The organism is Alcanivorax sp. REN37 (assembly GCF_041102775.1).
In the GTDB taxonomy this organism is placed as follows: Bacteria; Pseudomonadota; Gammaproteobacteria; order Pseudomonadales; family Alcanivoracaceae; genus Isoalcanivorax; species Isoalcanivorax beigongshangi.
On record NZ_JBGCUO010000001.1, the window covers coordinates 1,935,471 to 1,959,056 of the forward strand.

25 protein-coding genes and 1 other RNA gene are annotated in these 23,586 nt (G+C 63.6%); 6 read left to right on the forward strand and 20 right to left on the reverse strand.

Annotated elements, in window-relative coordinates; all coding sequences use genetic code 11:
• Positions 1-18: 18 nt before the first annotated feature.
• Positions 19-1,398 carry an MATE family efflux transporter gene (locus AB5I84_RS08785; RefSeq protein ID WP_369455479.1) on the forward strand — a complete coding sequence of 460 codons (1,380 nt, stop codon included), beginning with the start codon at positions 19-21 and terminating at the stop codon, positions 1,396-1,398.
• Here AB5I84_RS08785 and AB5I84_RS08790 read toward each other — a convergent pair.
• From AB5I84_RS08790 to AB5I84_RS08835, 10 genes are all read right to left on the reverse strand, one after another.
• Complete coding sequence (locus AB5I84_RS08790; RefSeq protein WP_369456078.1) at positions 1,395-2,504, reverse strand: acyl-CoA dehydrogenase family protein; 1,110 nt, start codon at positions 2,502-2,504, stop codon at positions 1,395-1,397. The two genes, AB5I84_RS08785 and AB5I84_RS08790, sit on opposite strands and share 4 nt — an antisense overlap.
• A gap of 655 nt (positions 2,505-3,159) precedes the next feature.
• Positions 3,160-3,756 carry a recombination mediator RecR gene (gene recR, locus AB5I84_RS08795; protein WP_369455480.1) on the reverse strand — a complete coding sequence of 199 codons (597 nt, stop codon included), beginning with the start codon at positions 3,754-3,756 and terminating at the stop codon, positions 3,160-3,162.
• 6 nt (positions 3,757-3,762) lie between these two features.
• Entirely contained in the window at positions 3,763-4,083 is a 321-nt protein-coding gene (locus tag AB5I84_RS08800; protein WP_369455481.1) for a YbaB/EbfC family nucleoid-associated protein, read from the reverse strand.
• Between the two features lie 18 nt (positions 4,084-4,101).
• Positions 4,102-6,567, reverse strand: a complete 2,466-nt coding sequence (gene dnaX, locus AB5I84_RS08805; RefSeq protein ID WP_369455482.1) for a DNA polymerase III subunit gamma/tau — start codon at positions 6,565-6,567, stop codon at positions 4,102-4,104.
• 95 nt (positions 6,568-6,662) lie between these two features.
• Positions 6,663-6,759, reverse strand: an RNA gene (gene ffs / locus AB5I84_RS08810) — signal recognition particle sRNA small type.
• 104 nt (positions 6,760-6,863) lie between these two features.
• Positions 6,864-7,295 (reverse strand): Hsp20 family protein, encoded by a 432-nt coding sequence (locus AB5I84_RS08815; protein WP_439650199.1) that lies wholly within the window; start codon positions 7,293-7,295, stop codon positions 6,864-6,866.
• A 177-nt stretch (positions 7,296-7,472) separates the two neighbouring features.
• Positions 7,473-7,952, reverse strand: a complete 480-nt coding sequence (locus tag AB5I84_RS08820) for a YbjN domain-containing protein (RefSeq protein WP_369455483.1) — start codon at positions 7,950-7,952, stop codon at positions 7,473-7,475.
• A 154-nt stretch (positions 7,953-8,106) separates the two neighbouring features.
• The gene (locus tag AB5I84_RS08825; protein ID WP_369455484.1) at positions 8,107-9,612 is read right to left on the reverse strand and encodes a flavin-containing monooxygenase; all 1,506 of its coding nucleotides are present in this window, start codon (positions 9,610-9,612) and stop codon (positions 8,107-8,109) included.
• Positions 9,613-9,620: 8 nt separating this feature from the next.
• The gene (locus AB5I84_RS08830; protein ID WP_369455485.1) at positions 9,621-10,550 is read right to left on the reverse strand and encodes a ferritin-like domain-containing protein; all 930 of its coding nucleotides are present in this window, start codon (positions 10,548-10,550) and stop codon (positions 9,621-9,623) included.
• 34 nt (positions 10,551-10,584) lie between these two features.
• Complete coding sequence (locus tag AB5I84_RS08835) at positions 10,585-11,412, reverse strand: SDR family NAD(P)-dependent oxidoreductase (protein WP_369455486.1); 828 nt, start codon at positions 11,410-11,412, stop codon at positions 10,585-10,587.
• Positions 11,413-11,553: 141 nt separating this feature from the next.
• Between AB5I84_RS08835 and AB5I84_RS08840 the strand changes: the two genes are divergently transcribed.
• From AB5I84_RS08840 to AB5I84_RS08855, 4 genes are all read left to right on the forward strand, one after another.
• Positions 11,554-12,165, forward strand: coding sequence for a TetR/AcrR family transcriptional regulator (locus AB5I84_RS08840; RefSeq protein ID WP_369455487.1), 612 nt, complete (start codon positions 11,554-11,556; stop codon positions 12,163-12,165).
• Between the two features lie 113 nt (positions 12,166-12,278).
• Positions 12,279-13,019: a lipopolysaccharide kinase InaA family protein gene (locus AB5I84_RS08845; RefSeq protein ID WP_369455488.1), complete on the forward strand. Its 741-nt coding sequence runs from the start codon at positions 12,279-12,281 to the stop codon at positions 13,017-13,019.
• A 158-nt stretch (positions 13,020-13,177) separates the two neighbouring features.
• The gene (locus AB5I84_RS08850) at positions 13,178-14,227 is read left to right on the forward strand and encodes a DUF2804 domain-containing protein (protein ID WP_369455489.1); all 1,050 of its coding nucleotides are present in this window, start codon (positions 13,178-13,180) and stop codon (positions 14,225-14,227) included.
• Positions 14,221-14,718: a DUF4282 domain-containing protein gene (locus tag AB5I84_RS08855; RefSeq protein WP_369455490.1), complete on the forward strand. Its 498-nt coding sequence runs from the start codon at positions 14,221-14,223 to the stop codon at positions 14,716-14,718. Before AB5I84_RS08850 ends, AB5I84_RS08855 begins: the two co-directional genes overlap by 7 nt.
• 379 nt (positions 14,719-15,097) lie before the next feature.
• Here the strand turns inward: AB5I84_RS08855 and AB5I84_RS08860 are convergent, their stop codons facing one another.
• The 10 genes from AB5I84_RS08860 to AB5I84_RS08905 all read right to left on the reverse strand — a co-directional run bounded on the left by AB5I84_RS08860 (position 15,098) and on the right by AB5I84_RS08905 (position 22,252).
• A complete protein-coding gene (locus AB5I84_RS08860; RefSeq protein WP_369455491.1) occupies positions 15,098-15,898 on the reverse strand; it encodes an energy transducer TonB in 801 nt (266 codons plus the stop codon).
• A complete protein-coding gene (gene exbD, locus AB5I84_RS08865; protein ID WP_369455492.1) occupies positions 15,895-16,332 on the reverse strand; it encodes a TonB system transport protein ExbD in 438 nt (145 codons plus the stop codon). The genes AB5I84_RS08860 and exbD overlap by 4 nt, the downstream gene beginning before the upstream one ends.
• Complete coding sequence (gene exbB, locus AB5I84_RS08870; protein WP_369455493.1) at positions 16,332-17,279, reverse strand: tonB-system energizer ExbB; 948 nt, start codon at positions 17,277-17,279, stop codon at positions 16,332-16,334. The genes exbD and exbB overlap by 1 nt, the downstream gene beginning before the upstream one ends.
• A gap of 103 nt (positions 17,280-17,382) precedes the next feature.
• Positions 17,383-17,769 (reverse strand): YbaN family protein, encoded by a 387-nt coding sequence (locus AB5I84_RS08875; protein WP_369455494.1) that lies wholly within the window; start codon positions 17,767-17,769, stop codon positions 17,383-17,385.
• A complete protein-coding gene (locus tag AB5I84_RS08880) occupies positions 17,769-18,407 on the reverse strand; it encodes a biliverdin-producing heme oxygenase (protein WP_369455495.1) in 639 nt (212 codons plus the stop codon). Before AB5I84_RS08880 ends, AB5I84_RS08875 begins: the two co-directional genes overlap by 1 nt.
• 133 nt (positions 18,408-18,540) lie before the next feature.
• The gene (locus tag AB5I84_RS08885; protein ID WP_369455496.1) at positions 18,541-18,915 is read right to left on the reverse strand and encodes an SCP-2 sterol transfer family protein; all 375 of its coding nucleotides are present in this window, start codon (positions 18,913-18,915) and stop codon (positions 18,541-18,543) included.
• Positions 18,916-19,075: 160 nt separating this feature from the next.
• Positions 19,076-19,951 (reverse strand): tetratricopeptide repeat protein, encoded by an 876-nt coding sequence (locus tag AB5I84_RS08890; protein ID WP_369455497.1) that lies wholly within the window; start codon positions 19,949-19,951, stop codon positions 19,076-19,078.
• 95 nt (positions 19,952-20,046) lie between these two features.
• Positions 20,047-20,559, reverse strand: coding sequence for an outer membrane beta-barrel protein (locus AB5I84_RS08895; RefSeq protein ID WP_369455498.1), 513 nt, complete (start codon positions 20,557-20,559; stop codon positions 20,047-20,049).
• 93 nt (positions 20,560-20,652) lie between these two features.
• Positions 20,653-21,894 (reverse strand): hypothetical protein, encoded by a 1,242-nt coding sequence (locus AB5I84_RS08900; protein ID WP_369455499.1) that lies wholly within the window; start codon positions 21,892-21,894, stop codon positions 20,653-20,655.
• An 88-nt stretch (positions 21,895-21,982) separates the two neighbouring features.
• Complete coding sequence (locus tag AB5I84_RS08905; RefSeq protein WP_369455500.1) at positions 21,983-22,252, reverse strand: hypothetical protein; 270 nt, start codon at positions 22,250-22,252, stop codon at positions 21,983-21,985.
• 200 nt (positions 22,253-22,452) lie between these two features.
• On the opposite strand from AB5I84_RS08905, the gene AB5I84_RS08910 reads away from it, so the two are divergent.
• Positions 22,453-23,586 (forward strand): iron-containing alcohol dehydrogenase, encoded by a 1,134-nt coding sequence (locus AB5I84_RS08910; RefSeq protein ID WP_369455501.1) that lies wholly within the window; start codon positions 22,453-22,455, stop codon positions 23,584-23,586.

Here is a 23,586-nt window from a genome sequence, read left to right on the forward strand (position 1 = left end):
CCCTGCCAGAGACCCACGATGACTGAAACCGTTAACTCCCCGCGCCGCGAAATGCTCAGCCAGCTGAGCTTGGCGCTGCCGATTCTCGGCGGCCAATTGGCGCAGACCGGCAACGGCGTGGTCGACACCATGATGGCCGGCCGCGTCAGCGAGCACGATCTGGCGGCGGTAGCGATGGGCGCCAGTTTCTGGGTGCCCTTCTATTTATTCATGACCGGCGTGCTGATGAGCGCCACCCCGCTGATTTCGCGCCACCTCGGCCGTGGCAGTTGGGAGCGCGTCAATCCGCTCGCCCAGCAGAGTCTGTGGCTGGCGCTACTACTCGGCTGCGTCGGCGCGGTGCTGCTGCGGCAACTTGAGCCGGTGGTGGTCGCCATGGACGTGGAACCCGCGCTGCGACCGCTAGTACAAGGTTACCTAGAAGGGCTCAGTTGGGGCATTCCCGGCGCTGCGCTGTTCCTGTCGATGCGCAGCTATACCGAAGCCATGGCGCACACGCGGCCGGTGCTGATCATCAGTATTCTCGGGTTGCTGATCAACATCCCGATCAACTACATCCTGATCTACGGCAAGTTCGGCATGCCGGCGATGGGCGGCGTCGGTTGCGGCTGGGCCTCCGGCATTACCTTTTGGCTGATGGCGCTGATGATGTTCGGCTATATCCGTCTGCACCGCGCCTACGCTCGCGCACGACTGAGCCTGCGCCAGCCCCAACTGTCGCCGGCGCTGTTGGGCCGGATGCTCAAACTAGGGCTGCCGATCGGGCTGGCGATTTTCTTCGAGTCGAGCATCTTCGCGGTGATCGCGCTGTTGATCGGCCATCTCGGCGCGGTAGTGGTCGCTGGACACCAGGTGGCGCTGAACGTGTCCTCACTGCTGTTCATTGTGCCGCTGAGTCTCGGCATTGCGGTGACGGTGCGTGTGTCCCATGCCCGCGGCCGTGGCGATGGCAGCGGCATCAATCTGGCGGTACGCACCGGTTATCTGCTCGCCATCGGCTCCGGCTGCCTGACCGCCAGCTTGCTGCTGCTGACCCGTGGGTTGATCCCGCCGCTCTATACCGACAACCCCGAAGTGCGCCAGCTGGCCACCGGTCTGTTGCTGTTTGCTGGCTTGTACCAGATCTCCGACGCGCTACAGATCATCGCCGCCGGTGCACTGCGCGGCTTCGAGGACACTGCCCGCCCGATGCTGTACACGCTGTTTTCCTACTGGGGTATCGGCCTGCCCACCGGCATCGTGCTAGCACAGACCGATTGGCTCGGGACACCGATGGGGCCGGCCGGGTTCTGGATCGGGCTCTTAGTAGGACTGACCTGCTCGGCAGTGCTGCTCGGCATCCGTCTGCACCGCCGTCGCCAGCAGGAATTGGTGCTGCTGGCGACCGGCAACGCTTAAAGCCCTAATTGCTTGGCGATCACTTCATTCATGATTTCGTAGGTACCGCCGCCAATGGACAGGATGCGGTTGTCCCGCGCCAAGCGCTCCACCACCGATTCGCGCATGAAACCCATGCCGCCGAACAGCTGCACCGCGTCGTAGGTGACGCGGTCGGAGACGGTGGTGGCCAGATTCTTAGCCATGGAAATCTCTTTGATCACCTGCTCGCCGGCTTGGATGCGCGCCGCCACCCGGTAGGTGAACTCTCGGCTCGCTTCCACCTGGGTTGCCATCTCGGCCAGCTTGTGGCGCGTCACTTGGAAGCCACTGAGCGGGCGGCCAAATGCCTGCCGTTCACGCACGTACGCCAATGACTGCTCCAGTGCCAGTTGGGCGGTCATGTTGGCCATGATGCACAGCATCAAGCGTTCCATTTGAAAGTTGGTCATGATGCAGAAAAAGCCGCCATTTTCCGGGCCGATCAAGTTTGCCACCGGCACCCGGCAGTCCTCGAAGAACAGCTCCGCCGTATCGCTGGCCCACCAACCGGTCTTGCGCAGGTTGCGACCCACGCTAAACCCTGGCGTGTCTTTTTCTACCAGCAGCAAGCTGACGCCGCCGAACCCGGGATCGCCGGTGCGCACCGCCACGGTGTAGTAATCAGCACGCACGCCGGAGGTGATGAACGTCTTGCTGCCGTTAACCACATAATGATCGCCATCACGCACCGCGCGGGTCCGCAGATTGGCCACATCCGAGCCACCGCCCGGCTCGGTAACCGCCAGTGCCGAAATCTTCTCGCCCGCCAGCACTGCCGGCACCACCCGCTCCCGCAGCGCATCACTGCCCCACTTCCACACCGGCGGCAAGCCGATGTCGAGCGAGCCGAGGCTGGCCACCAAGCCGCCAGAGGTGGAACGCATCAGCTCTTCCGACACGGCCACCTTCATGAACACATCGTGCTCGCCCTGACCGCCGTAGGCTTCCGGGTGGCCGACACCGAGGAAACCGGCCGCCGCTGCTTTACGATACAACTCGCGGGGGAAGTGGCCGGCCTCCTCCCACTCATCGATGTACGGCAGGATCTCGCGCGCCACAAAGGTGCGTACGCTGTCCCGCACCATGGCGTGGGTGTCATTGAAATAGCTGAGCCCTTGGGTCACCGAAAATCCTCCGTCTCCAATGGTCAAAAACGCTACCAAGCAAGCGCTCGGTCCGCAACACAGGACGGCGCGCCAAGCAGACCGAAACCATCAGCTTGAGCGGATGGGTCAATGACGGCAGTGTGGGGATGTCCGCTGCTGCGCTCCAAATACGGAAAAGCGGCGAGCGGAAAGAGGCAGTGCAACGTTGATCCAGTTCCGGGTGCGCTTGGCTTGAACCAGTGAGCACCCGTCCCACCTAGTCAACCTGCTTTCGGTCCGACCTCAGCGTGAATGGGGGTCCACTATTTGATCCAGGTAAAAGGAGCCTGCGCTACTAAGCGAGGCCCGATCAGATCGAAGCGGGTGGAATCGGATCGGGTTGGATTGGACTGAATCGGTCGGGCTGGGCCAGCACAGGGCGGGTCGGGTCGGGTCGGGTCGGGTTAGGTCGGTGGGATTGGATCAGGCAGGCGGCTCAGTGCACACCGGTGGCGAAGTCCGTGTCGAGCCCTACCGACGACTCAGCCCCCGTCATGCAAGTGTGGCACGTCCCGGTTGTCCCGCTACCGAAAGCAAGCCAGCACTGCCCTTGAGCGCCGCGGCGAAGTCGGCCCCGACGCCACACAGCCAGACCTCAGAGTGGCCGCCGGCCCCGGAAAGCATGAGCCAGCGTGGCGCCATCGACGTATTCCAGATCACCGCCCATCGGCACACCTTGGGCAATGCGGCTGAGCGACACTGTGGTGCCTTCCACCATGTCGTGGATGTAGTGGGCGGTGGCCTCACCTTCCACCGTGGTGCTGGTGGCGAGGATCAATTCATCGATCTCACCCTCGCCCAGACGCTGTTCCAGCACATCGAGTCCGAGTTGACGCGGGCCGAGGCCGTCCAGCGGCGACAGCTGCCCCATCAGCACGAAGTAATGACCGTGGTATTCGCCGGACTGCTCAATCGCCAACACATCCGCCGGCGACGCCACCACACAGACTTGGCGCGCTTGACGACGCGGGTCAGCACAGACACTGCACAGTGCTTCTTCGGCAAAGTTGCGACAGCGTTGGCACTGCTGCACCCCATCCATGGCATCTGCCATCGCCGCTGCCAGCAGCCGGCCGCCATCGCGATTACGTTCCAGCAGGTGGTAGGCCATGCGCTGAGCCGAGCGCGGCCCCACGCCCGGCAAGCAGGTCAGAGTATCAATCAGGCGCTGTACGCGGGGGCTGTGCTTCATGGCAGCTCAGAACAGCTTGAAGCCCGGCGGCAGCGGCATGCCGTCGGTGAGCGAGGACATGCGGCTTTTCTGCTGCTGTTCCACCCGGCGCACCGCGTCGTTGACCGCGGCGGCGAGCAGATCTTCCAGCATTTCCTTATCTTCACTCATCAGGCTCGGGTCGATGTCCACCCGGCGCACATCGTGCCGCCCGGTCATCACCACTTTCACCAAGCCGGCACCGGCCTCGCCCTGCACTTCCGCATTGGCGATTTCGTCCTGCATTTTCTGCATTTTTTCCTGCATCGCCTGGGCTTGCTGCATCAGGCTGTTCATATCGAAATCCATCGGGCGTCTCCGTGGCGGTCAGTCCAGAGGGTCAATGCTTTCCAGATCCAGGCGGCCGTCAAACTGCTGTACCAGGGTCTGGATGGTGGTATCGGCCAGAATCGCCGTGCGAGCAGCGTCGAGGCGCTCGGCGCGATAACGGCGCGTCAGGTCGTCGGGGGTATCGCCGACCGTCTCGCGGATCTCGATGTCTACCCGCGCCGGCCGTTGCAAATGCCGCGCGAGAGCATCTTCTAATTCTTGCACTCGTTCCCGACTGGCCAGCACCTGGTGTCCGCGTGCGATCAGCAGCTGCCAATGCTCGCCCTGCTGCCCTGCTAGCGCGCAGTTGCAGGCCAAATTGAGGGTCACGCCTTCAAGGTCGAGCTGCACCACCAAGCGCGCCCATTCCGAAGCCGGGTGATCATCCGGCAGATCGCTGGGCAGGCGCGCGCGCCCATCACGGGGCGGTGGCTCCGGCAGTTCGGCAGGCGCCTGCGGCGCATCTGACAGCGGCAGCGGCGTGATGTCGCCGCGCAGCGCGCGCTCCAACGCGGCGCGAGCGGAATCCGGCGCCTCTGCCGCAGCCGGCGCTCCGCCTGGCTCTGGCAGAGGCGCTTGCGGCATCGGCGATGACACCACTGCCGGTGCGGCGTGGCTGGGTTCGGACTGCACCACAGCAGCGACTGGCCCAACCTGAGCGGTAGCCACCGGCGCAGCGGACGCGGCCGGCTCCGGAGTCGGCAGGGCAGCCGGCGCAGGATCATCCACCCACGCAGCCGGCGCGTCTTCCCAAGGCGGCACGTCATCCCAATCGGGAGGCGGCGCCTCCTGGTACCCACTGTTCGGGGCCATCGGAGTGACCGGCGCAGCACTGCGCTCAACCGCTGCGGGCATTCCCGACTCCGTCGTAGCTGCCGGCGTCGAAGACTCTGTAGCCACAGCTACCGGCGCACTCTGCAACGGCGCGGCCGCCCGCTGCTGCGGTAACGAGTCATCCGCCGCAGGAGCCGGCGGAACTTTCTCGGTCGAGGCACCGGCACCGGACGCGCCCAACGGCCCAGCCGTAGACGCGGACGGGTCCTGACCTTGGCTTGGCGAAACCGGCGGCGGCGCGGGCACTGATGCCGAAGGTGCGACTTGCGCCGCATCTGTCTCACCGAACGCCTGGTTTTCCTCAACGACCGTGACCGTCTCCGAGGCCGCGGAGCGCTGCGGAGTGTTGGATAGGTTTAGCGCAGCAGGCGGCGCTGCCTCACCCGCGTCGGCCACCGCCTTCTGGCGTGGCTCAACCACCGCCGTAGCGGTGGGCAGCGGCGCCGGGGACGGCGCAGTGGACAACAATGCTTGCAGGTCCGGAACGCCACCAGCGCCCGACTGCGGCGCCGGCTCAGAAGGCTTTTTTGGCGGTGCGTCGCCACCCTGGCTATAAACGCCGTCGGGGCGGAACACCAGCATCCGCAGCAGCACCATTTCCAGCCCGGCACGGGGATCGGGCACGTCCGGCAAATCGCGGCGACCACGGACCGCCACGTCATAGAACAGTTGCACCTGCTCGGCCTGAAATGCCGCAGCCAAGGCGGCCATGGCCGGATCACGTTCGCGCTCTGGCACCACTTGTGCCACCGCCAGCCGGTGCAAGGCTTGGATCAGCTCATCCAGCAACGCGGTTTCGTCGGGGCTGTGCTCGGCAATCTGATCGAGCGTGTTCAACACACCCGCCGGTTCCGCGGTAGCCAGCGCATGCAGCAGTTGGATCACGTGGTCGCGGTCCACGGTACCCAGCATCTGGCTGACTGCTGACTGGGTCAGGTGTTCGTTGCTAAACGCAATCGCCTGGTCGGTCAGACTGAGCGCATCACGCATCGAGCCGCGCGCTGTGCGACCGAGGGCCTGCAAGCTGTCCGGCTCGAAGCGGATCATCTCTTGCTCCAGCAGCACCGCCAGATGGCTAGCGATGCGGTCGGCCGGCAACGCCTTGAGGCTGAACTGCAGACAGCGCGACAGCACCGTGATCGGCAGCTTCTGCGGATCGGTGGTAGCGAGCAGGAATTTGACGTGCGGCGGCGGCTCCTCAAGCGTCTTGAGCAGCGCGTTGAAGCTGTGGGTGGAGAGCATGTGCACCTCGTCAATGAGGTACACCTTGTAGCGGCCCCGGGTGGGCGCGTACTGAACGTTGTCGAGCAGCTCGCGGGTGTCTTCCACCTTGGTGCGGCTGGCGGCATCCACTTCGATCAGGTCGACAAAGCGGCCTTCGTTGATCTCGCGACACGCCGAACAGGTTCCACACGGATGGGAACTGACGCCCTGCTCACAGTTCAGGCATTTAGCGAGAATACGCGCGATGGTGGTTTTGCCGCAGCCACGGGTGCCGGTAAACAAGTAGGCGTGGTGCAGACGATCCTGGTCCAGAGCATGGGTCAGCGCGCGGGAAACGTGCTCCTGGCCGACCAGCTCGGTAAAGCTGCGGGGCCGGTATTTGCGTGCGAGAACCTGGTAGCTCATGGGTGTGCCGAGTCCAAAAGAAGAGGCCAATGCTACCGCGCCACCTGTGGAATCGCCACTGACGCAGCCGCTGTCGGGCGCGCAAATGGAGGTGGCCCTGCCAGCCACACCCCGGCACACGATGTCACCGCTGCGGCTGCTCCCTTCCGGGCCTGACCGGGTTCACGGCTAATCATTGCGGGGGGACCGACAGGGCCACCATAAACACTCGCCCGGCAGCGTTTGGCCGTCGGGCGAGGCGCGCATTGTGGCGAAAGCCACTGTTCATTGCAACCGCGCACCCGCGCGGTGATGGCTTATTGAGCGATCTCGATCTCACGCGGACGTTGAGCGTCCGGCACTACCCGGCGCAACTGGATTTCCAGCAGGCCATCGTTGAGCGCGGCGCCTTCCACTTGCACATGATCGGCCAGCCGGAAGCTGCGCTCGAAGTTGCGGCGGGCGATGCCGCGATGCAGCCAGACGCGACCGTCTTCCGGCCCGGTCGCAGGCTGTTTGCCGGTCACGGTCAGTTGGTTATCGCGCGCCACGATGGTCAGTGCGTCGCGACCGAAACCGGCCACCGCCATGACAATGCGATACTGGTCATCGGCCTCGCGCACGATGTCATAGGGCGGAAAACCGTTGCCCTGATCGGCGCGCAGGGCGCTGTCGAACAGGTCATTGATGCGATCAAAACCCACGCTGTGACGGAACAGCGGAGCCAAGGCGAAATCTGCGTTCATCATCATTCCTCCATACGCGCGGCCAATGCCCTGACGGCACACCGGGGCGCTATTTCTGACAGGTCGGATGTGACGTGAACCGGCCGGGTGTCACAGCACCCTATATCGGTGCCCAACCCGGAGTTTCAAGCGCAGGAGAAAGGATTTTTTGCGGGGCAGTCGCGGCAGACGCCGCGACCGTCAGTGGATCAGCGGCGGCAGCGGTGCTTCTTCTTCGCCGGCCACCGGCTCCGGGCCCATCAGGCAATCGTTCTGCTGGCAGTCGTCCAGCAGCATGTGACTGGCGTCGATGCTGGCCTGCAGGAAGTACTCGAACTGCTCGTAGCTGACGCCATGGCGGGTCAGCAACAGGTCGCAACCGACCAAGCGCGGCAGCGTCTCATCGTTGATGTCGATGAAGATCTTCAACGTCGGGAAGCTCATGTTGAGCCGGCCCAGATCCGCCTGCACCAGGAACAGCGACGACGGCCGCAATTCCAGCTCGGTGCTCAGCAGCAGGCCTTCTTCTTCAATGAACAGTCGGGCATCGGTAACGCCCTCGCGGGATTGCAGCGCGGTGATGTGGAAACCGTGGCATTGATCGCAGATGTAGTACTCGATACCGGCTTGGCCCAACCAACGTTGGATGCCGTCGGCATCGGGAATTTCGAGAGGTCCCATGCCCATCTCCTAGTGTCAGCGCGCGCATGATGGGGGAATCAGACCCAAAATTAAAGGCCGCTGACGCCGGCTGCCGCGCCTGGGCGGGCCGGTCGCAGCCGCCACCACCGGTACAGTGTGCGCCGGTGGCGGCAGCCGAGGTAGCGCTGTGGCGTCAGCCGGCGGCGCGCCGGGCCGCGGGCGCGGCACGGTCCACCGCGCGATAGTCAGCCAGTTCGAAGCGCGCCAACTGCTGCGCGTACTGGGTGGCAAAACCGGGGTACATGGTGGCGTTGAAGCCGTCCGCAGTCAGGTACCAGCTTTTACAGCCGGAATTCCAGTTCGTGCGGGCGAGCCGCTTCTGGAGCTCCAGGTTGTGTTGGGTTTGCACCGCGGGGATCACATCCAGATAGGCGTGATCGCCGCGCAGCAGCGCCTCGATACCCTGCACCGCGTAATCGATTTGCGCCTCCATATAGACCAGCGCCGAGTTGTGGCCCGGCCCGGAGTTCGGCCCGAAGATGATGTGCAGGTTGGGGTAACCGGACACGTTGACGCTCTTGTACGCCTGCGCCCCGCCCTGCCACTCCTCGGCCAGCTCACGGCCGCCCAGCCCCTGTACCGGGAACGGGGTGCCGGTCTTCTGCACATCGAAGCCGGTGGCAAACACGATGCAGTCGAACTGGTGCTCGATGCCTTCCGCAGTGCGGATGCCACGTTCGTTGATGCAGTCAATCGGCCAGGTGATCAGCTTGCAGTTGGGCTGCTGCAGCGCCGGGTAGTAATCGTTGGAAATCAGCACCCGCTTGCAGCCGATGGTGTAGTGCGGCGTCAGCTGGCGACGCAGCCAACCGTCCTTCACTTGCCGCGCCAGATGAGCGCTGGCCACGCGCTCGGTGACCCGCGTCAGCGGCGAGTTCCAGATCACCGCCAGCGCCACACTTTCGTGGGTCCAGAATAGGGCATCACGCACCAGTTGCTGGCTGCGCGGCGCCTTGGCGAACAGCTTGCGCGCCCAGTCCGGCGAGGCGTAATCCATGCGCGGCAACACCCACGGCGCGGTGCGTTGGAACACTTTCACCTGGCCGGCCTGTTTGACTAGCTCCGGCACGATCTGGATGGCACTGGCGCCGGTGCCGATCACCGCCACTTTCTTACCGCTGAAGTCGTAATCATGATCCCAACGGGCGGAATGCATCACCTTGCCGGCAAAGGATTCGCGACCGTTGATATTCGGCCAGCCGGGATTGGCCAACCCGCCGGCGGCCATCACCACCGCCCGCGCCCGCCAACAATCACCGGCAGCCGTGGTGGCCTCCCAGTAGCCCTGCTCTTCGACGAAGCGCAGGCCGGTGACATCCTGCTGGTAACGCAGTGCCGGACCCAGTTTGAACTGCTCCACCAGACCCTTGATGTAGCCGAAAATTTCGCCCGCACCGGAATAAGTGCGTGACCAATCCGGATTGGGGGCGAACGAAAACGAATACAGGTTGGACGGGATGTCACAGGCGGCGCCGGGGTACTGGTTGTCACGCCAGGTGCCACCCACCCGGTCGCTGCGCTCCAGAATGATGAAGTCTTGGTGCCCGCTCTGCTGCAGTCGGATCGCAGCACCGAGGCCGCCGAAACCGGCGCCGATGATCAGGGTGTCGTGCACCCGTGACGGTTTACGCTTGCTCATGTCAGTCCTCAGGCGGTCGGTTTCCAGGTCAATTCATGCACCCAACTCGGCACTGCGGGCAGCAGCCGCGCCGGAATTAGGCCGGTGATCTTCACCGCCGCATCCACGGGTACGTGGTAGATCTTGTTGCCCCGGTCCACCACCAGCCGCGCGTGGTGCTTGATGATCTGGAACCAAGGGTTGCGGCGGCCGTCAGCGGTACGGCCACCGATGCGCTCGAATTTGTTCATCACTTCGTAGAGCTTCTGTTCGGACAGACCCATCTCGACGATGTTGTCGCGCATCTTGTTGAGCAGCGGCATGTAGGCGGCGATGCCCAGCAACAAACGCGGGTCCACCAGTGGCAGCACCATTTGCATCACTTTGATGAAGGACTTGTTGTAGCCGGTCATTTCCATCACCGAGAAGCCGACACCCAGATGGCGTGACTCGTCGCCGTTGATCTTCTCGAACGCCTCGTGGCACACCGGATCATCGACGGTGTCGAGCAGGAACTTGCACAGGGCGCCGTCGAGCGCGATTTCCAACATCGGGATCACTGCGCCGAGTACATACAGCGGCATCTTGTCGGCGTAGCGGTCGAGCCACTCAATCACCAGCCGCAGGTTGATGTTCGGCTCCGGCAAGGCTTCGCCGTCTTCGAGCATGCCCCAGCGCTTCATCAGCGCCATTTCGGCGTTGGCATGGCGCTGCTCTTCGGCGTGGAAGTAGGTGTAGATCTCGCGCAGGGTGTCATCCGGCGCCTTCTTGGCCATGGCGGCAAAACCGCGCGCACCCACGTGCTCAATCCACATCAGGTCGGCCATAAAGGCTTTTAGCTTCGGCCACTGCTCCGGGGTGATGCGTTCGGCACCGGGAGCATCCCAGTCAATATCAGCCAATGCCCACTGGCTTTCCTTGATTTTCACCAGCATTTTTTCGAGATCGATGGAAGCCATGTCAGCCTGCTCCGGGATCGAGGGTTATCGGGAATTATTGGAAACGGTCAGCAGCGCGCAGTGCCAGCGCGGCGAGGCGCTGGTAGCTGCGCGGCGCCAGGCGCTTGGCGCGCCAGATCATGCGAGCGTCGATTTGCGGCAGCACATACAGACGGCCACGGTCGAGCGCCTTGAGGGTGTCGCGCACCACCCGCTCCGGCGACATGCCGGTGGCGGCCATCAGACGCGCGGACAGCTTCGAAGCGTCCGCCGGCAAGCGGCCGTCCTTGATGATGTTGGTCTTGACGAAGGTCGGGCACAGCGCGGTGACGCCGATGCGGGTCTCCGACAGTTCGGCGGCGAGGGTTTCCGACAACGCCAGCACCGCCGCCTTGGTCATGTTGTAGGGACCCATCAGCGGCGCCGCGGCAAAACTGGCGGTGGAACAAACGTTGATCACCCCGCCCTCACCCAACTCGCGCAGCCGCGGCACGAACACGTGACAGCCGTAGACCATGCCCCACTGGTTGATGTCCACCGTCCAGCGCCAATCCTCAATCGAGAATTCACCGATGCGCTGACCACCAATACCAACCCCGGCGTTGTTCACCAGCAGACTGGTGGGCGCGCCAAACCACTGCTCGGCACGATCGGCCAGTGCCTCCACCTGCTCCAACACTGTCACATCGCAACGCACGGCCAGCGCACGGCCGCCGGCGGCTTCAATGCAGCTGACAGTGTCGGCAGCGGTCTCAAGATTGATGTCCGCACAGACTACTGCGCCGCCGCGGCGCGCCAATTCCAATGCGAACGCACGACCGATGCCGCTGCCGGCGCCGGTCACCACAGCGCGCGCGCCGTGACTGCGGGATTTCTTGGCCATTTCGGGGTTCCTGGGCTACGCCACCCGCAGGCGGCAGACGGACGGGATCGAATCCCACCTCTTTTATTGTCACAGTGACGGATGGTAAGGTAATCCGAGCAATTATTCGGATTCAACTCGGATTCCAGGGAGTCGCCCTCGATGGCACGTCACCCCAAGCAAGAACGCTCTCGACTGACGGTGGACGCCATCGTTCAGGCCGGTTTCATCTGCGTCGCCGAACGCGGTCTGGAACACACCACCACCCGCCACATTGCTGATACTGCCGGGCTCAGCGTCGGTTCGGTGTACGAATATTTCACCAATAAAGAAGCCGTGTTCCAGGCCATGACCGAGCGCTTTTCGCGCGAGGTGGTGGAGATGCTGCAGCCGCTCACCCAGGACATCGCGCGGCGCCCGATTGATCAGGCGGTGCACCAAATCCTGTCGTTGTTCGGAGAATTTCTACAGCGCAACGAGCAGCGTTACCTGAAATGTGCCCGCTATGTGATGCAGATGGACGCCACCGGCTATATGGAGCCGATCGTGCGGGTACTGATGAGCATCGCCGTACAGCATCTGATGCATCACCCGGAAAACACCCGCATCCATCGCTTGCCGGCCATGAGCTACATCTTTATCCACGGCGGCATGTACGCGGTGGTGCGGCATCTTTCGGACCCGAATCCGCCGATCACCTATGAGGAGCTGTCGGAAGGGTTGTCGGCCATGGTCGGCCACTATGTGTCACGCGAACTGGAATTGAGCCGCTGATTCAGCGCCAGCGCAAGCCGGCAACATGAATCCGCTTGGCATTGCCGTTATCATGCGGCCCCCATGGCGAGCCGCCCCCCATTGCCGATCACCGTATTGAAAGGAGCGCAGCAATGGCCAACTGGCAACTGCACCCTGCGTATCAGGCGCTGGTGCCGGAGTTCCACAGCCTCGACCAGGTGTTCGCCCTGGCCGGCACCCCGGTGACCCGCGACCCGATCTCTGACGTAATCCGCATTGAGCGGCACGGCATCGGTTTCTATATCAAGCGTTACTGGAACCGCAACCATCGGCGCGGTTGGCGTGACTATCTGCGCCACCCCCGGGTACAGCGCGAATGGGAAAATCTGGCGCGCTTTGCGGCTTGGCACATTCCCACCGCCAGCGTAGTGGCGAATGGACTGGAGCGGCGGCAGTGGGGCTTTGTGCGCGGCGCCATGATCACCCGTGAGATTGCCAGCACCGAGAGCTTGGCAACTTTGGCTGAACGCGCCGATCCGCGCTTCGACCAGCCCGGTTGGGTGGCCCGCATCAGCCGCCAGGTGGCCGACATCACCCGCACCCTGCACCGCCAGCGGTTTGCCCACAACGATTTGAAATGGCGCAACTTGTTGGTGGACCACAACGACATTGTCTACCTGATCGACTGCCCCACCGGCACCTTCTGGCGCGGTCCATTCTTGCAGCATCGCATCGCCAAAGACCTGGCCTGCCTCGACAAGCTCGGCCGCCGCCATTTGAGTTCTGCGCAGCGGCTGGCGTTCTACCGCCACTACCGTGGCAACGCACCGCTGACCGCACGCCACCGCCGCCAGCTGGCGAAAGTCCGCGATTACTTTACCGGCCGCGATTGAGCACGGTGGCCACACCGCCAAGCCGCTGGCGTCAGTGCAGTTTGCATCCGCAGCCGTGGCTGCGTCATGATCCGCAAAAAATGTGACCAAGGTGTCAGATCGGCGTCGCCACCTGAGGCACCACCACCGGGCATCACGCCCTTGCCGCTGGAGACAGCATGCACCCGTTCAACCAGCTTCCATTGCCGCCGAATCCCTTGGTGGATGCGCAAGGCCAACTCACCTTCGGCCAATTTCGCGGCAGCGTGCCGCAGGTGCTCGGCGACCATCGTGCCGACTACCGCACGCCGCTGGGCGCTCCGGCCTCGGCCTTCGCCCGCCACTTCCATTACAAGCAGTTCCAGTATTTCGGCATCATCGGTGACGACCTGCTGGCCGGCTGCGCGTTTGCCCACACCCGCTATCTCGGCATCGCGTTCTTCTATATTTTTCGGCCTTCCACCGGCGACCTGCAGGAATACACCTTCCGCAGCCCGCTCGGTCGCGCCCTCTCGCTGTCGGACTCGCCACGCCACGGCGAGAGCCGCTTCGAGCAAGGCAAGGTGTCGCTGTGCATGCAGTACCGCGAGCACCCTGATGGCAGCTTGGAGAAAACGTTGGCCGTGCAATTGCCAGGGGTGGCGCTGGACGCACGTATGGTGGAAGCGCCCGCCTATGAGCCGATGTCACTGTGCACCCGCATCGGCATCAACGGCTGGGTCTACGCCAACAAGGTGGCGGGGGTACGCGTCGATGGCACGCTGCGCACCGGCGCCGGCGAAGCATCGCTGGCTGCCCACAATGCGTTCGGCCACCACGACTTCTCCAGCGGCTACATGCGTCGCGAGACTTTCTGGAACTGGGCCTGCATGAGTGGCGAGGCCGGCGGCATGCGGCTGGGGCTGAACTTATCCTGCGGCGTCAACGAAACCAGTTTTACCGAAAACTGCTTGTGGCTGGACGACGAGCTGATCAAAGTGTCCACCACTGTGTTTGATTACGACCGTGACAACCTGCTGAACGACTGGCACATCGAAACCGGCGATGGCGCTGTCTCCCTGCATTTCCAGCCGCTTGGGCGCCATGTAGAGCGCCTCAATCTGGGTCTGTTCGCCAGCAACTTCAACCAGCTGTTTGGCCGCTTCCAAGGCCACGTGCGACGTCCCGACGGCACCCAACTGGCGGTAGAGTTGTACGGTTTTGTCGAGGAGCAATACGCCAAATGGTGACCCCCACACCCCCGTCGCAACCCCGCGAACGCCTACGCCGCGCTTTGATTTGGGTAGTGCAGTACTGGCGCGAACTGTTCAACTTCCGCTTTGACCGCTACATGATCATCCAGGTGCTGCCCGGCGTGTACGGGTTGGCGCTGGCGGCGATTGCCATCGCCCTCACCTACCTCAGCGTGGAGGCGTTCTTCCACTCCACCTGGCGCGGCATGTTCTACTTTTTCTTTGCTGCACCGCTGACGTTCCTGGTGCTGGCATCCACTCTGCGCGCACTGTTGGAGTTCTACATGGTGATGTTCCGCATCGCCGAGCACCTCAGTGAACTGGCCGGCATGCGCGATACTGTGGACCGCTTGTCAGGCATCAGCGACTCGGTAGATGAAATGGCCAATTTGGCGCGCCGCATCCCGTTCTGGCGCGCGCTCACCGGCTTCAACAATGAACGTCGTCGTGGCCGCAAAGAACGCAGCAACGGGGATGATGAGGGGTAACCTACGACGCCGATACCACGCTAACAACGCCGCCACTGCGGCGTTTTTTCTTGGCTGCAGCAAAGCCGCTTAAAGCGACAGTGTTGGTATTGAGTGTTTGTGTTGGCGTTGGCAGGCAGGCTGCGCGTGCGGCAACGAACGCATCCAGCCGATGGCCGGTGATGCGCGGTCACCGATCGCCCTAACAAAACCAGCGCGAACGAGCCAAGGCCGCTGCTGCAAGAAAACCAGCGACCACCTTTGGTCACCAGCGCGGCGTACCGCAACATCAAAACTAAAAGCTGCTCCCCAGCGTCCACTCGACCGCACTACCGACTGGGCTCCAAACCAAAAAAAACGCCGCATCAATGCGGCGTTTTTGTGCTCCTCCGATTCCAGCTCAGCGATTGCGCAGACTGAACTCAATCGGCAACGACAGCCGAATCGGGTTGCCCTCCACTTCCTTTGGCGGCTTCGGCAGCGGCTGCGCACGCTTGATCATCGCCAGCGCCTCAGCATCCAGTACCCGCTGGCCACTGGAGTTGCTGATCGACACGTCTAGCACGTTGCCATCGCGGTCGATGGTGAACAGCACCTGTGGCACCCCTTCCATGCGCATCATTTGCGCCTGGCGTGGATAGCGCTTGAAACGATCCACATGGGCGGTCAGCAGGGCTTCCCAGCGCTGGCGAATATCGGCGCTCTGGGCGGCACTGACGCCCACCGTCGGTGCTTGCATTTGCTCCGCTTCCGCCGGTGCATCCGACGAGTTGGCCGCCACTTGCTCCTGCGGCGCTGGTTCTTCCTTCGGCTCTTCCGGTTCCGGTTCCGGTTGCGGCTCCGGCGGTGGTTCCGGGCGCGGCGGCCGCGGTGGCTTTGGTTTTTCCGGCGGCTTCGGCAACACCACCTCCGGCTTTTCCACCACCGGCGGCTCTTCCACCACTGGTTCGGGCTCCGGCTCAGGCTCCGGCAGTGGCTCTGGTTTCTGCTCTTCCTGTGGCTGCACTTGCGGCGCCGCCAGCATTGCCAGCTCCACTACCATCGGCGCGGCGGCCGGCGGCGGGGTCGGCGTTGGTGCTTTCCAGATTGCGGTCAGCGCCACCGCTCCGTGCAGCACCAGCGCCAGCACCACTGCCAGCCCCCAGCGCCAGCCGTCGCGGCGTGGCCGAACTCCGGCAGGCCCGCCGGCAAGAGGTGTCATGGCGCTTGTTCCCCGACTCGCTCCAGCCCCACCAGCGCCACCTTCAGGTAACCGGCGCGGGCCAGCACGTTCATCACATCCATGATGTCGCCGTAGGACACGCTTTGGTCTGCGCGCAGGAACAGCCGCTGCTCCGGATCCGGCAGCCGTTTCTTAAGGGCATTAGCGAGCTGGTCGCGTTCCACGGTGAGGTCGTCACCGAGGGTCAGCGTCAGGTCATTTTGCAGGGTCAGGTACAGCGGATCTTCCGGTGCCGGCTGCGGTTTGGCCGCCGAGGCCGGCAGGTCCACCGGCACACTAACGGTGGCCAGCGGCGCCGCCACCATGAAGATGATCAGCAATACCAGCATCACGTCGATGAACGGCGTGACGTTGATATCGTGGTTCATCGGCAGCTCATTGCCGTCCCGTTCACTGGGCAGCCGCAGCGACATCAGGCTTCTCCTTTCCCTGGCTGGCGTGCTGCCGGCGAGGTGCGGTCCAGATCACGGCTCACCAAGGCGAGGATACCGGTGGCAACGTCGGCCAAGCTGGCGCGGTAGTAACCGATGGTGCGCGCGAAGTGGTTGTAGATCACCACTGCAGGGATGGCTGCCACCAAACCGATGGCGGTGGCCAGCAGCGCCTCGGCAATCCCCGGAGCCACCACCGCGAGGTTGGTGGTCTGGGTTTTGGCAATGCCGATGAAGCTGTTCATGATGCCCCACACGGTGCCGAACAGGCCCACGAACGGCGCGACCGCACCGATAGTAGCGAGCACACTGGTGCCTTTGTTCATGTCGGACGTCGCCGCCGCCAACACCCGGTCAAGCCGCGCCGCCACCCGTTCTTTGATGCCATCCTCGGTGGCCGGACCACGGGCCGACAGCGCCAGCTCATGCTCCGCCGCCTGCAGCAGGAACACCGCAGCACCTTGATCGTTCTGAGTGGCACGGCGCGCTTCGGCAAAGCTTTCCGACGCCACCACGTGCTCAAGCGTATGTCGTACGCGGCGGCGCCCGACGCGCAGCTGCACCGTTTTGAACACCCACACGGTCCAAGTCAGCACCGAGGCCAGCAGCAGGCCGATCATCACCGTCTTCACCACCGCGTCAGCGGCCAGATACATGCCCCAGGGGCTGAGATCGGTAGGCAGGCTGTGTGGTACGGCTGCCACGTCATCTGCCTCAGCGTCGTGTTCCAGCAGCGCGTCCGGCGCGCTGTCTTCCGCATCCGGCGCAATCTCGTCGGCGTCGGTCTCCGGCAACGCCGTTTCCGCGGCGTCCGCTTGAGCGGCCACCGGCGCATCAACATCTTGCTGCTGGGCCACCGCCACCGGGGCGGTCAGCACCATCATCACCGCCAAGCTCGATGCCAGCAGCCATTGTTGTGTCTTCATCATGCCAACTCTTCTCCAAGCCCCGCAGCCAGGGCGTCGTACTCCAGCGACCGCAGTCGCAACACGGCGACCGAGAATAATGCGCAATAGCACAGATTTCCAGATGTTAATCATTCTCAACATGCTCATGGGCCATGCGCCCTTCTGGCCGTGTCCACAACCAGACCAGCACCACCGCCATCAGGCTCCACAGCCCGCACTGCAGCCACCAGGGCAGCGGCGCCCACCACAGCAGCAATGCACTCAGCGTCATACCGAGCAGCGCCGCCCACTTGGCTTGGCGCGGCACCGCCCGCTGCTGCTGCCAACGCTGCAGCGGCGGACCAAAGCGGGGATGGTTCAGCAACCACTCTGCCAGCGCCGGCCAGCCGTGCCCCGCCGCCCACAACGCCAACAACATGAACACCGTGGTCGGCAGGCCGGGTAGCACGGCCCCAATCAGTCCCAGTGCCACAAACAGCACACTGAGAGCGCGCCAGCAGAGCCGGATCATCAGGCCGTGGCCGGCTCAAACACCTCATCGACGCAGGCCTGCACATAGGCAAACGCTTCGTCGGCACCGGTAACCGCCAGCTGGCGCTGCTCATCAGTCAGCGCCAGCGCATCCAGGTCGGCTTTGAAACGCCGCCACGCCAGACCACGCCCCTCTGCAGCACCGGCCATATGGCGCGCACCGTGCTGTTCTGACAGGCCGAGGTCGGCCTTGGCCATTTTCAGCAGGAACGCAGCACCGAGGTTGGAGCCCTCCACGGTGTACAGCCAACCAAGTGCCCGATACGGGTCGTCGATGGTCAAAGCAGTGGCGGCGCGGCGATCCACTTCGCATTGCTCAGCGGGTATTTGCAGATCAGCACAATCGCGCATTACCGCTACCCAGCGATCGCGCTGATCAAGGTCAGCGATCCAGGCCTGCAGTTGCGGGTTATGGAACAGCGGCGAGGTAACGCACTGCAGCCGCGCCTGCATGCGCAGGAAACAGCGGTAATTTTCAACATTGGCAAACGGTTGCAGTGTCATCAGCCGCTGGTCCAATGCTTCATGGACGGCGCGGGTAGCGCTTTTGAGCAGCTCCGACAATGGCTGATTGGCGGCAGCGGGAGAGACGGTTTCGGCAGAGTTTGTAGCAGGCATAACAGGTCCTCAGAGTACATCCGCACCCAGGTGCAGACATGACAGGGGCATAATAATAACAATTCTCATTTGCACCGCAACCACCGGGCACAAAAAACCCCGCCGGAGCGGGGTCTTTTGAGCTGCAACAGATTCAAGCGGTGATCGCTTGGACCTGTTTCATCAGCGCCATCTGGCTTTCGGTCGGCCGTGCGCTCTGCAGCGCCATGAGCTTGCTCATGTCGCCTTCGATGCGGATTTGGCCGCTCATGAAGCCCTGCATGCCTGCAGATTGGTCGCCTTCGATGAAGATGCGTTTGGCCAGCTCGGCCGGCAGCACCAAGGTGGTGCCCGCGCCATCGCGGTGGCCTTCTTCGATCATGCCACCCACCAGAGCCAGCTCTTTGTCACCGGCAGTGATGTTGATGACTACGTCTGCCAGGGCAGCCGGGGCTTCGATGGGGCCCGCAGCGTCACGCAGTTCCTTGACCTTGGCAAACCACTCTTCGGACAGAAATTCGCTGCTCATCTCTCAATCTCCATGTGTGTTGTGCTGTTGGGCCTGAACCCGGTGTCGCCTTCAAACGAGCGTTCGAATCGAAGCCGTAAAATAAAGAATGGCCTGCACCGGCGCAATGACCCTTCCGCCCGCGCGCGCCCTTTGCTGCCATGCGGCGCAGGCGCTGCGGTCAATACAGGTGGTTGAACATCTTGCGGCGGTACTCGCTGGCCAGCGGATCCCCCTTCGGCAAGCACTCAAACACCTTCAGCAATCCGGCACGGCCGTCACCATCAGCACCGTGGACCTGCAAGAGGCGCAGCAGCGCATCCAGTCCGTCGCGGAACTGACCGGCAGCGGCTGCCTGCAGGCCATAGGCGTACAGCACCTGAGCTTCGACAGCCGGTGCCAGGCCGGCCTCGATCTGCGCCCGCCACTCGGCCAACGGCTGCGGCGGTGCTTCGAGGCCATCCAACAACGCCAAGCGAGCGCGGAACGGTCGCAGCGGCTCAACATCCTCCAGCACGTCCGCCAACACCGTTTCGGCTTCGTCACGGCGGCCACTGCCAAGCAGCAGCTCCACCAACAGTGCACGCAGATTGTGGCGATCCGGCTCCGCCGCCAGCGTCTGCCGTAGCGCCTGCTCCGCCTGTTCAACATGGCCGTGGGCAATGGCCGCACGCACCTGGTCGATGAAATGCTGTTCCTGCTCGGCTGCCAGTTCTGCCGGATCACCAATCACCGGTTTCAACCACTCGCGCAACGCGGCTTCGGTTTGCTGGCCGGTGAGCTCGGCCACCAACTGGCCTTGGAACACCAGTTTCAGCGTCGGCAACGAGCGCACACCAAATTGCGCCGCCAGCATCTGCTCGGTGTCGGCATTGACCTTCGCCAGCACCACTTGGCCATCCAACTCATTGACCAGCTTTTCCAGCACCGGGGCCATTTGTCGGCACGGCTGGCACCAGTCAGCCCAGAAATCAATGATCACCGGCGTCTGCCGGGACAGCGACAGCACCTGGTCGAGCATGCTCTCGGTCAGGTCAAAAATATGGTTCTGCGTCATGGCTGCACGCCCTCGTATCAGACAGAGAGCGCCGATTGTACGGAAATCGGTACCAAGCGTAAGGGCATGGGCCCGGATCACCGGGCCCGCTGCAATTAGAAGCGGTAGGTGGCGCCCAGGGTCAGGGCGTTTTGGCGGGTGTGGTCATTGTCGGCCAGGCGCAGCAGCTCCAGGTTCAGATCAACACGGTTGTCCAGCGCATAGCTGACACCGCCACCGTAGGAGCCGCCGTCGTCACGCTGGTGGCGCCCGGCGGCTTGGCTGTCGGAATAGGCGTAACCGCCCAGCAAATAAGGCGTGAACGGCGAGCTGTTGGGCAGCGTCAGCCGCACATAAAGGCCGTAGTGGAAGTTGATGCGCGTCTTTTCCCCATGGTGGCGCTGCGAGAACAACCCGGCGCCGCCGCGTACTTCCGCAGACAGCAACGAATTCAGCTGCACCCCGCCACGCAGCGACAGCACATCCAAGTCCTGCCCTTTCAAGTTGCCTCGGTCGTAATCCAAATAGCCGTACTGGACGCCCGCATAAGGCTGTGGCTGCCACATGGAATCCGCGGCCGCAGCACTGCTGACGCCCAGCATCAATGCCATCAAACACACCTTGTGCATGTTGCTTTCCCCTTCTCGTTATTGTCGGTATATGAGGTCGCAGCGCCGGACTGGGGCGCTGCCAACAGTGACGCTAGCACTGGCACCAACGCTTCACAATGCCAGCTGATCTGGAATCGGACCGGGTCCCGCTGGCGGACGCTGATGGCGCAAGATCTGCACGTAGTCCGACTCGATGCCGGCGTTTTCCGCCAGCTCCAGCAGCGCAGCTAATAAGGTGTCCGGCAACGCCGGCAGATAGAGAAACTGATTGCGTCGACCCAGCCGCAGCGCTTCACGCAGCGGCCGCAGCGCCAGCCGCCTGATCCCGGCTTGCTGCCAAAAGCACGCTTGAGTTAGGCGTCGCAGGAAGATGGCATAGGCGGAATAATGGCCCAGCCCAGAACTGCGCAGCCGCAGTAGATGAAAATAAGCTGGCAGCAGCCGCCCCACCGCCAACCAGCGCTGCGTCAGCACCAGATGCGACAGCCGCTGGTGGAACCAAGAGCCGCTACTCACCAGCAGCGGATGGGCGCGGCGCATGGCCGCCAACGCCTCGGCCTTAGCGCCGCGCTGGGCGGCATACCAGCTGCGGGCATAGAGGATCAGACCGGCCTCCAGCGTCCGTGATTCGTCTAAGTCGTCGAGCAATCGATCCAGACCGGCAGCGGCACCCGCCAGGTCACGCTGGTTAAGCTGCCCCATCACCTGCTGCAAACGCAGGAAGCTATCCCATGCCGCGCCTTCCACCGAGGTAGCGGACGCCAGCGCCTCTGCTACTCGCAGCCGCAACCGTTGGCCCTCGCCCAGCATGCGCAGTGCAAAGGCCTCCAAGGCGAAGCCCATCATCCGCACCACCGGATCGGTGGTCAGTTCACGCGTAGGCGCCAAGCCGTCGAGCACCTCGACGCAGCGATCCATCGCACCGCGCCAAGCGAAATGGGCCACCAGGTAGGCCCCGGCGGCCATGCGCACCGGGGTGTAGCCGTGGGTGTGGGCGATACGTTCGCAGCGCTGCGCCAGCTCGTCGATGCTGGGATGGGAGGGCGTGCGGATCATGCGCATACCGAACAGCGCCACCTGAATTTCATCGCGCAACAGCGGATCAAGGTTGTTGAACACCTCGGGCGCTTGCAGCCATTCGCGCTCAACAAACTCGATCAGGCTATCAAAGCTGGTGAAGCCGGACTGGGTAATGAATCGGCCATACACCGCACGGCATAGCCGGTAGGCCAGCTCCGGATCACGCGGTGATGGCGGGTTGTACTGGTCGGCACAGAGCGCTTCCACCGCCCGGGCATAACCCAACGGATCGCGGAACAGTTCAGCGTTCTCTCGCCGCAGTGCTGCAGTCATGGTTCATCCTTGAGCAACGGGCAGGGCCTTCATGGCCCCACTGACAAAGCAGAAACTCGCTCGCAGCCTAGCACAGTGACGGCCGCGCTTACTCCTCGCGGCGATACTCGCCGTCGATCACACGGCCACCAGCCGCATCGGGCCGCTCGCCGCGCTGCATCGCCGCCCAAGCCTGCGCCTGCTGCGCCATAGAGGCTTCCGCCTGCGCCAGCACATCACGGTAGCGACGGCGGAACCACCAGATGCGCACCGCCAGCACCAGGCCAAATACCAATAGCAGGCCCAGCAATACGAAGAAAAACACAGCGCCCGCCAGCAACGAGGCCGCCAGCACCACCGCCGTCAAAACGCCGGCCATAACACGGGCCAGCAGCGGGGCTGAGGTCGGGGGGGGAAGCGATTGCGACATCATCAGTCTCTCAAGAAGATGGGTTCGGAGCCTTATGCCAATGCCGTACGGCAGCGTACGTCATAGGGCCCCACACCGGTTTGGGTTACCATCGGCCGCTCAAGTTCCCGAGCCGCCGACGTCCAGCAATAACAATTCGCGAGGGCACCATGGACTTTTCCTTCATCGCGCCACCCCGCCTGCTGTGCGCGCCCGGCGCCAGCGCGCAATTGGCTGATCTCTGCAAAGACCTGGGCGTTCAGCGCCCGCTGATCATCACCGATGCTGGCCTTGCCGCCGCTGGCCATGTGACGCCGGTGGAAGCCGCCCTCGCCGCGCAGGGGCTGGCAGTGCAACGCTTCCAGGATGTCGTCGCCGACCCGCCGGAGGCAGTGATCGAAGCAGCCCTCGCCTGCGCTCAGCAGCACCGCAGCGATGGCATCATCGGGCTCGGCGGCGGCAGCGCCATGGACACCGCCAAATTGGTGGCGTTGCTGGCCGCCTCGCCGCAGCCACTGACGCAGGTATATGGGGTCGGCAACGCACAAGGCAAGCGGCTGCCACTGATCCAAGTGCCCACCACCGCCGGCACCGGTTCCGAAGCCACGCCGATTGCCATCGTCACCACCGGCACCAGCACCAAGAGCGGCGTGGTGGCACCGCAACTGATGCCGGATGTGGCAGTACTGGATGCCCGTTTGACGCTGGGACTGCCGCCGGCAGTGACCGCCGCCACTGGCATTGACGCCATGGTGCACGCGATCGAAGCCACCACCAGCCGACTGCGCCACAACCCACTGTCTGACCTACTCGCCAGCGAAGCGCTGCGACTGCTGTGCGGCCAGCTGGAAACGGCGGTGGCAGACGGCAGCAATGAAAACGCCCGTGGCGCCATGCTGCTCGGCGCCTACTTGGCCGGGCAAGCGTTTGCCAATGCGCCGGTGGCGGCGGTGCACGCACTGGCCTACCCGCTGGGCGGCATCTATCACTTGCCGCACGGGCTTAGCAATGCGCTGGTGCTGCCAGCGGTGTTGGAGTTCAACCTGCCGGCCGCCGAAACCGAGTACAACCGGCTAGCACCCATCATTCTTGGCCGCCCCGGCACCGGCGCCGAATTGCCAGATCATTTCCGCGCGCTCAGCCAGCGAGTCGGGCTGCCCACCCGCCTGCGCGACCTGGACATTCCCGCCACCGCCCTGCCACAGCTGGCCGAGGAGGCCATGCTGCAGCAGCGGTTGCTGGTCAACAATCCACGCGCGGTGGCAGTTGCAGACGCCCTCGCCCTTTACCAAGCAGTCTGGTGA

Coding starts and splice junctions, on each gene's coding strand:
- AB5I84_RS08785 (WP_369455479.1), top strand. CDS start 19: ATGACTGAAACCGTTAACTCCCCGCGCCGCGAAATGCTCAGCCAGCTG.
- AB5I84_RS08790 (WP_369456078.1), bottom strand. CDS start 2,504: ATGGTGCGGGACAGCGTACGCACCTTTGTGGCGCGCGAGATCCTGCCG.
- recR (WP_369455480.1), bottom strand. CDS start 3,756: ATGAAGCACAGCCCCCGCGTACAGCGCCTGATTGATACTCTGACCTGC.
- AB5I84_RS08800 (WP_369455481.1), bottom strand. CDS start 4,083: ATGGATTTCGATATGAACAGCCTGATGCAGCAAGCCCAGGCGATGCAG.
- dnaX (WP_369455482.1), bottom strand. CDS start 6,567: ATGAGCTACCAGGTTCTCGCACGCAAATACCGGCCCCGCAGCTTTACC.
- AB5I84_RS08815 (WP_439650199.1), bottom strand. CDS start 7,295: ATGATGAACGCAGATTTCGCCTTGGCTCCGCTGTTCCGTCACAGCGTG.
- AB5I84_RS08820 (WP_369455483.1), bottom strand. CDS start 7,952: ATGGGACCTCTCGAAATTCCCGATGCCGACGGCATCCAACGTTGGTTG.
- AB5I84_RS08825 (WP_369455484.1), bottom strand. CDS start 9,612: ATGAGCAAGCGTAAACCGTCACGGGTGCACGACACCCTGATCATCGGC.
- AB5I84_RS08830 (WP_369455485.1), bottom strand. CDS start 10,550: ATGGCTTCCATCGATCTCGAAAAAATGCTGGTGAAAATCAAGGAAAGC.
- AB5I84_RS08835 (WP_369455486.1), bottom strand. CDS start 11,412: ATGGCCAAGAAATCCCGCAGTCACGGCGCGCGCGCTGTGGTGACCGGC.
- AB5I84_RS08840 (WP_369455487.1), top strand. CDS start 11,554: ATGGCACGTCACCCCAAGCAAGAACGCTCTCGACTGACGGTGGACGCC.
- AB5I84_RS08845 (WP_369455488.1), top strand. CDS start 12,279: ATGGCCAACTGGCAACTGCACCCTGCGTATCAGGCGCTGGTGCCGGAG.
- AB5I84_RS08850 (WP_369455489.1), top strand. CDS start 13,178: ATGCACCCGTTCAACCAGCTTCCATTGCCGCCGAATCCCTTGGTGGAT.
- AB5I84_RS08855 (WP_369455490.1), top strand. CDS start 14,221: ATGGTGACCCCCACACCCCCGTCGCAACCCCGCGAACGCCTACGCCGC.
- AB5I84_RS08860 (WP_369455491.1), bottom strand. CDS start 15,898: ATGACACCTCTTGCCGGCGGGCCTGCCGGAGTTCGGCCACGCCGCGAC.
- exbD (WP_369455492.1), bottom strand. CDS start 16,332: ATGTCGCTGCGGCTGCCCAGTGAACGGGACGGCAATGAGCTGCCGATG.
- exbB (WP_369455493.1), bottom strand. CDS start 17,279: ATGATGAAGACACAACAATGGCTGCTGGCATCGAGCTTGGCGGTGATG.
- AB5I84_RS08875 (WP_369455494.1), bottom strand. CDS start 17,769: ATGATCCGGCTCTGCTGGCGCGCTCTCAGTGTGCTGTTTGTGGCACTG.
- AB5I84_RS08880 (WP_369455495.1), bottom strand. CDS start 18,407: ATGCCTGCTACAAACTCTGCCGAAACCGTCTCTCCCGCTGCCGCCAAT.
- AB5I84_RS08885 (WP_369455496.1), bottom strand. CDS start 18,915: ATGAGCAGCGAATTTCTGTCCGAAGAGTGGTTTGCCAAGGTCAAGGAA.
- AB5I84_RS08890 (WP_369455497.1), bottom strand. CDS start 19,951: ATGACGCAGAACCATATTTTTGACCTGACCGAGAGCATGCTCGACCAG.
- AB5I84_RS08895 (WP_369455498.1), bottom strand. CDS start 20,559: ATGCACAAGGTGTGTTTGATGGCATTGATGCTGGGCGTCAGCAGTGCT.
- AB5I84_RS08900 (WP_369455499.1), bottom strand. CDS start 21,894: ATGACTGCAGCACTGCGGCGAGAGAACGCTGAACTGTTCCGCGATCCG.
- AB5I84_RS08905 (WP_369455500.1), bottom strand. CDS start 22,252: ATGGCCGGCGTTTTGACGGCGGTGGTGCTGGCGGCCTCGTTGCTGGCG.
- AB5I84_RS08910 (WP_369455501.1), top strand. CDS start 22,453: ATGGACTTTTCCTTCATCGCGCCACCCCGCCTGCTGTGCGCGCCCGGC.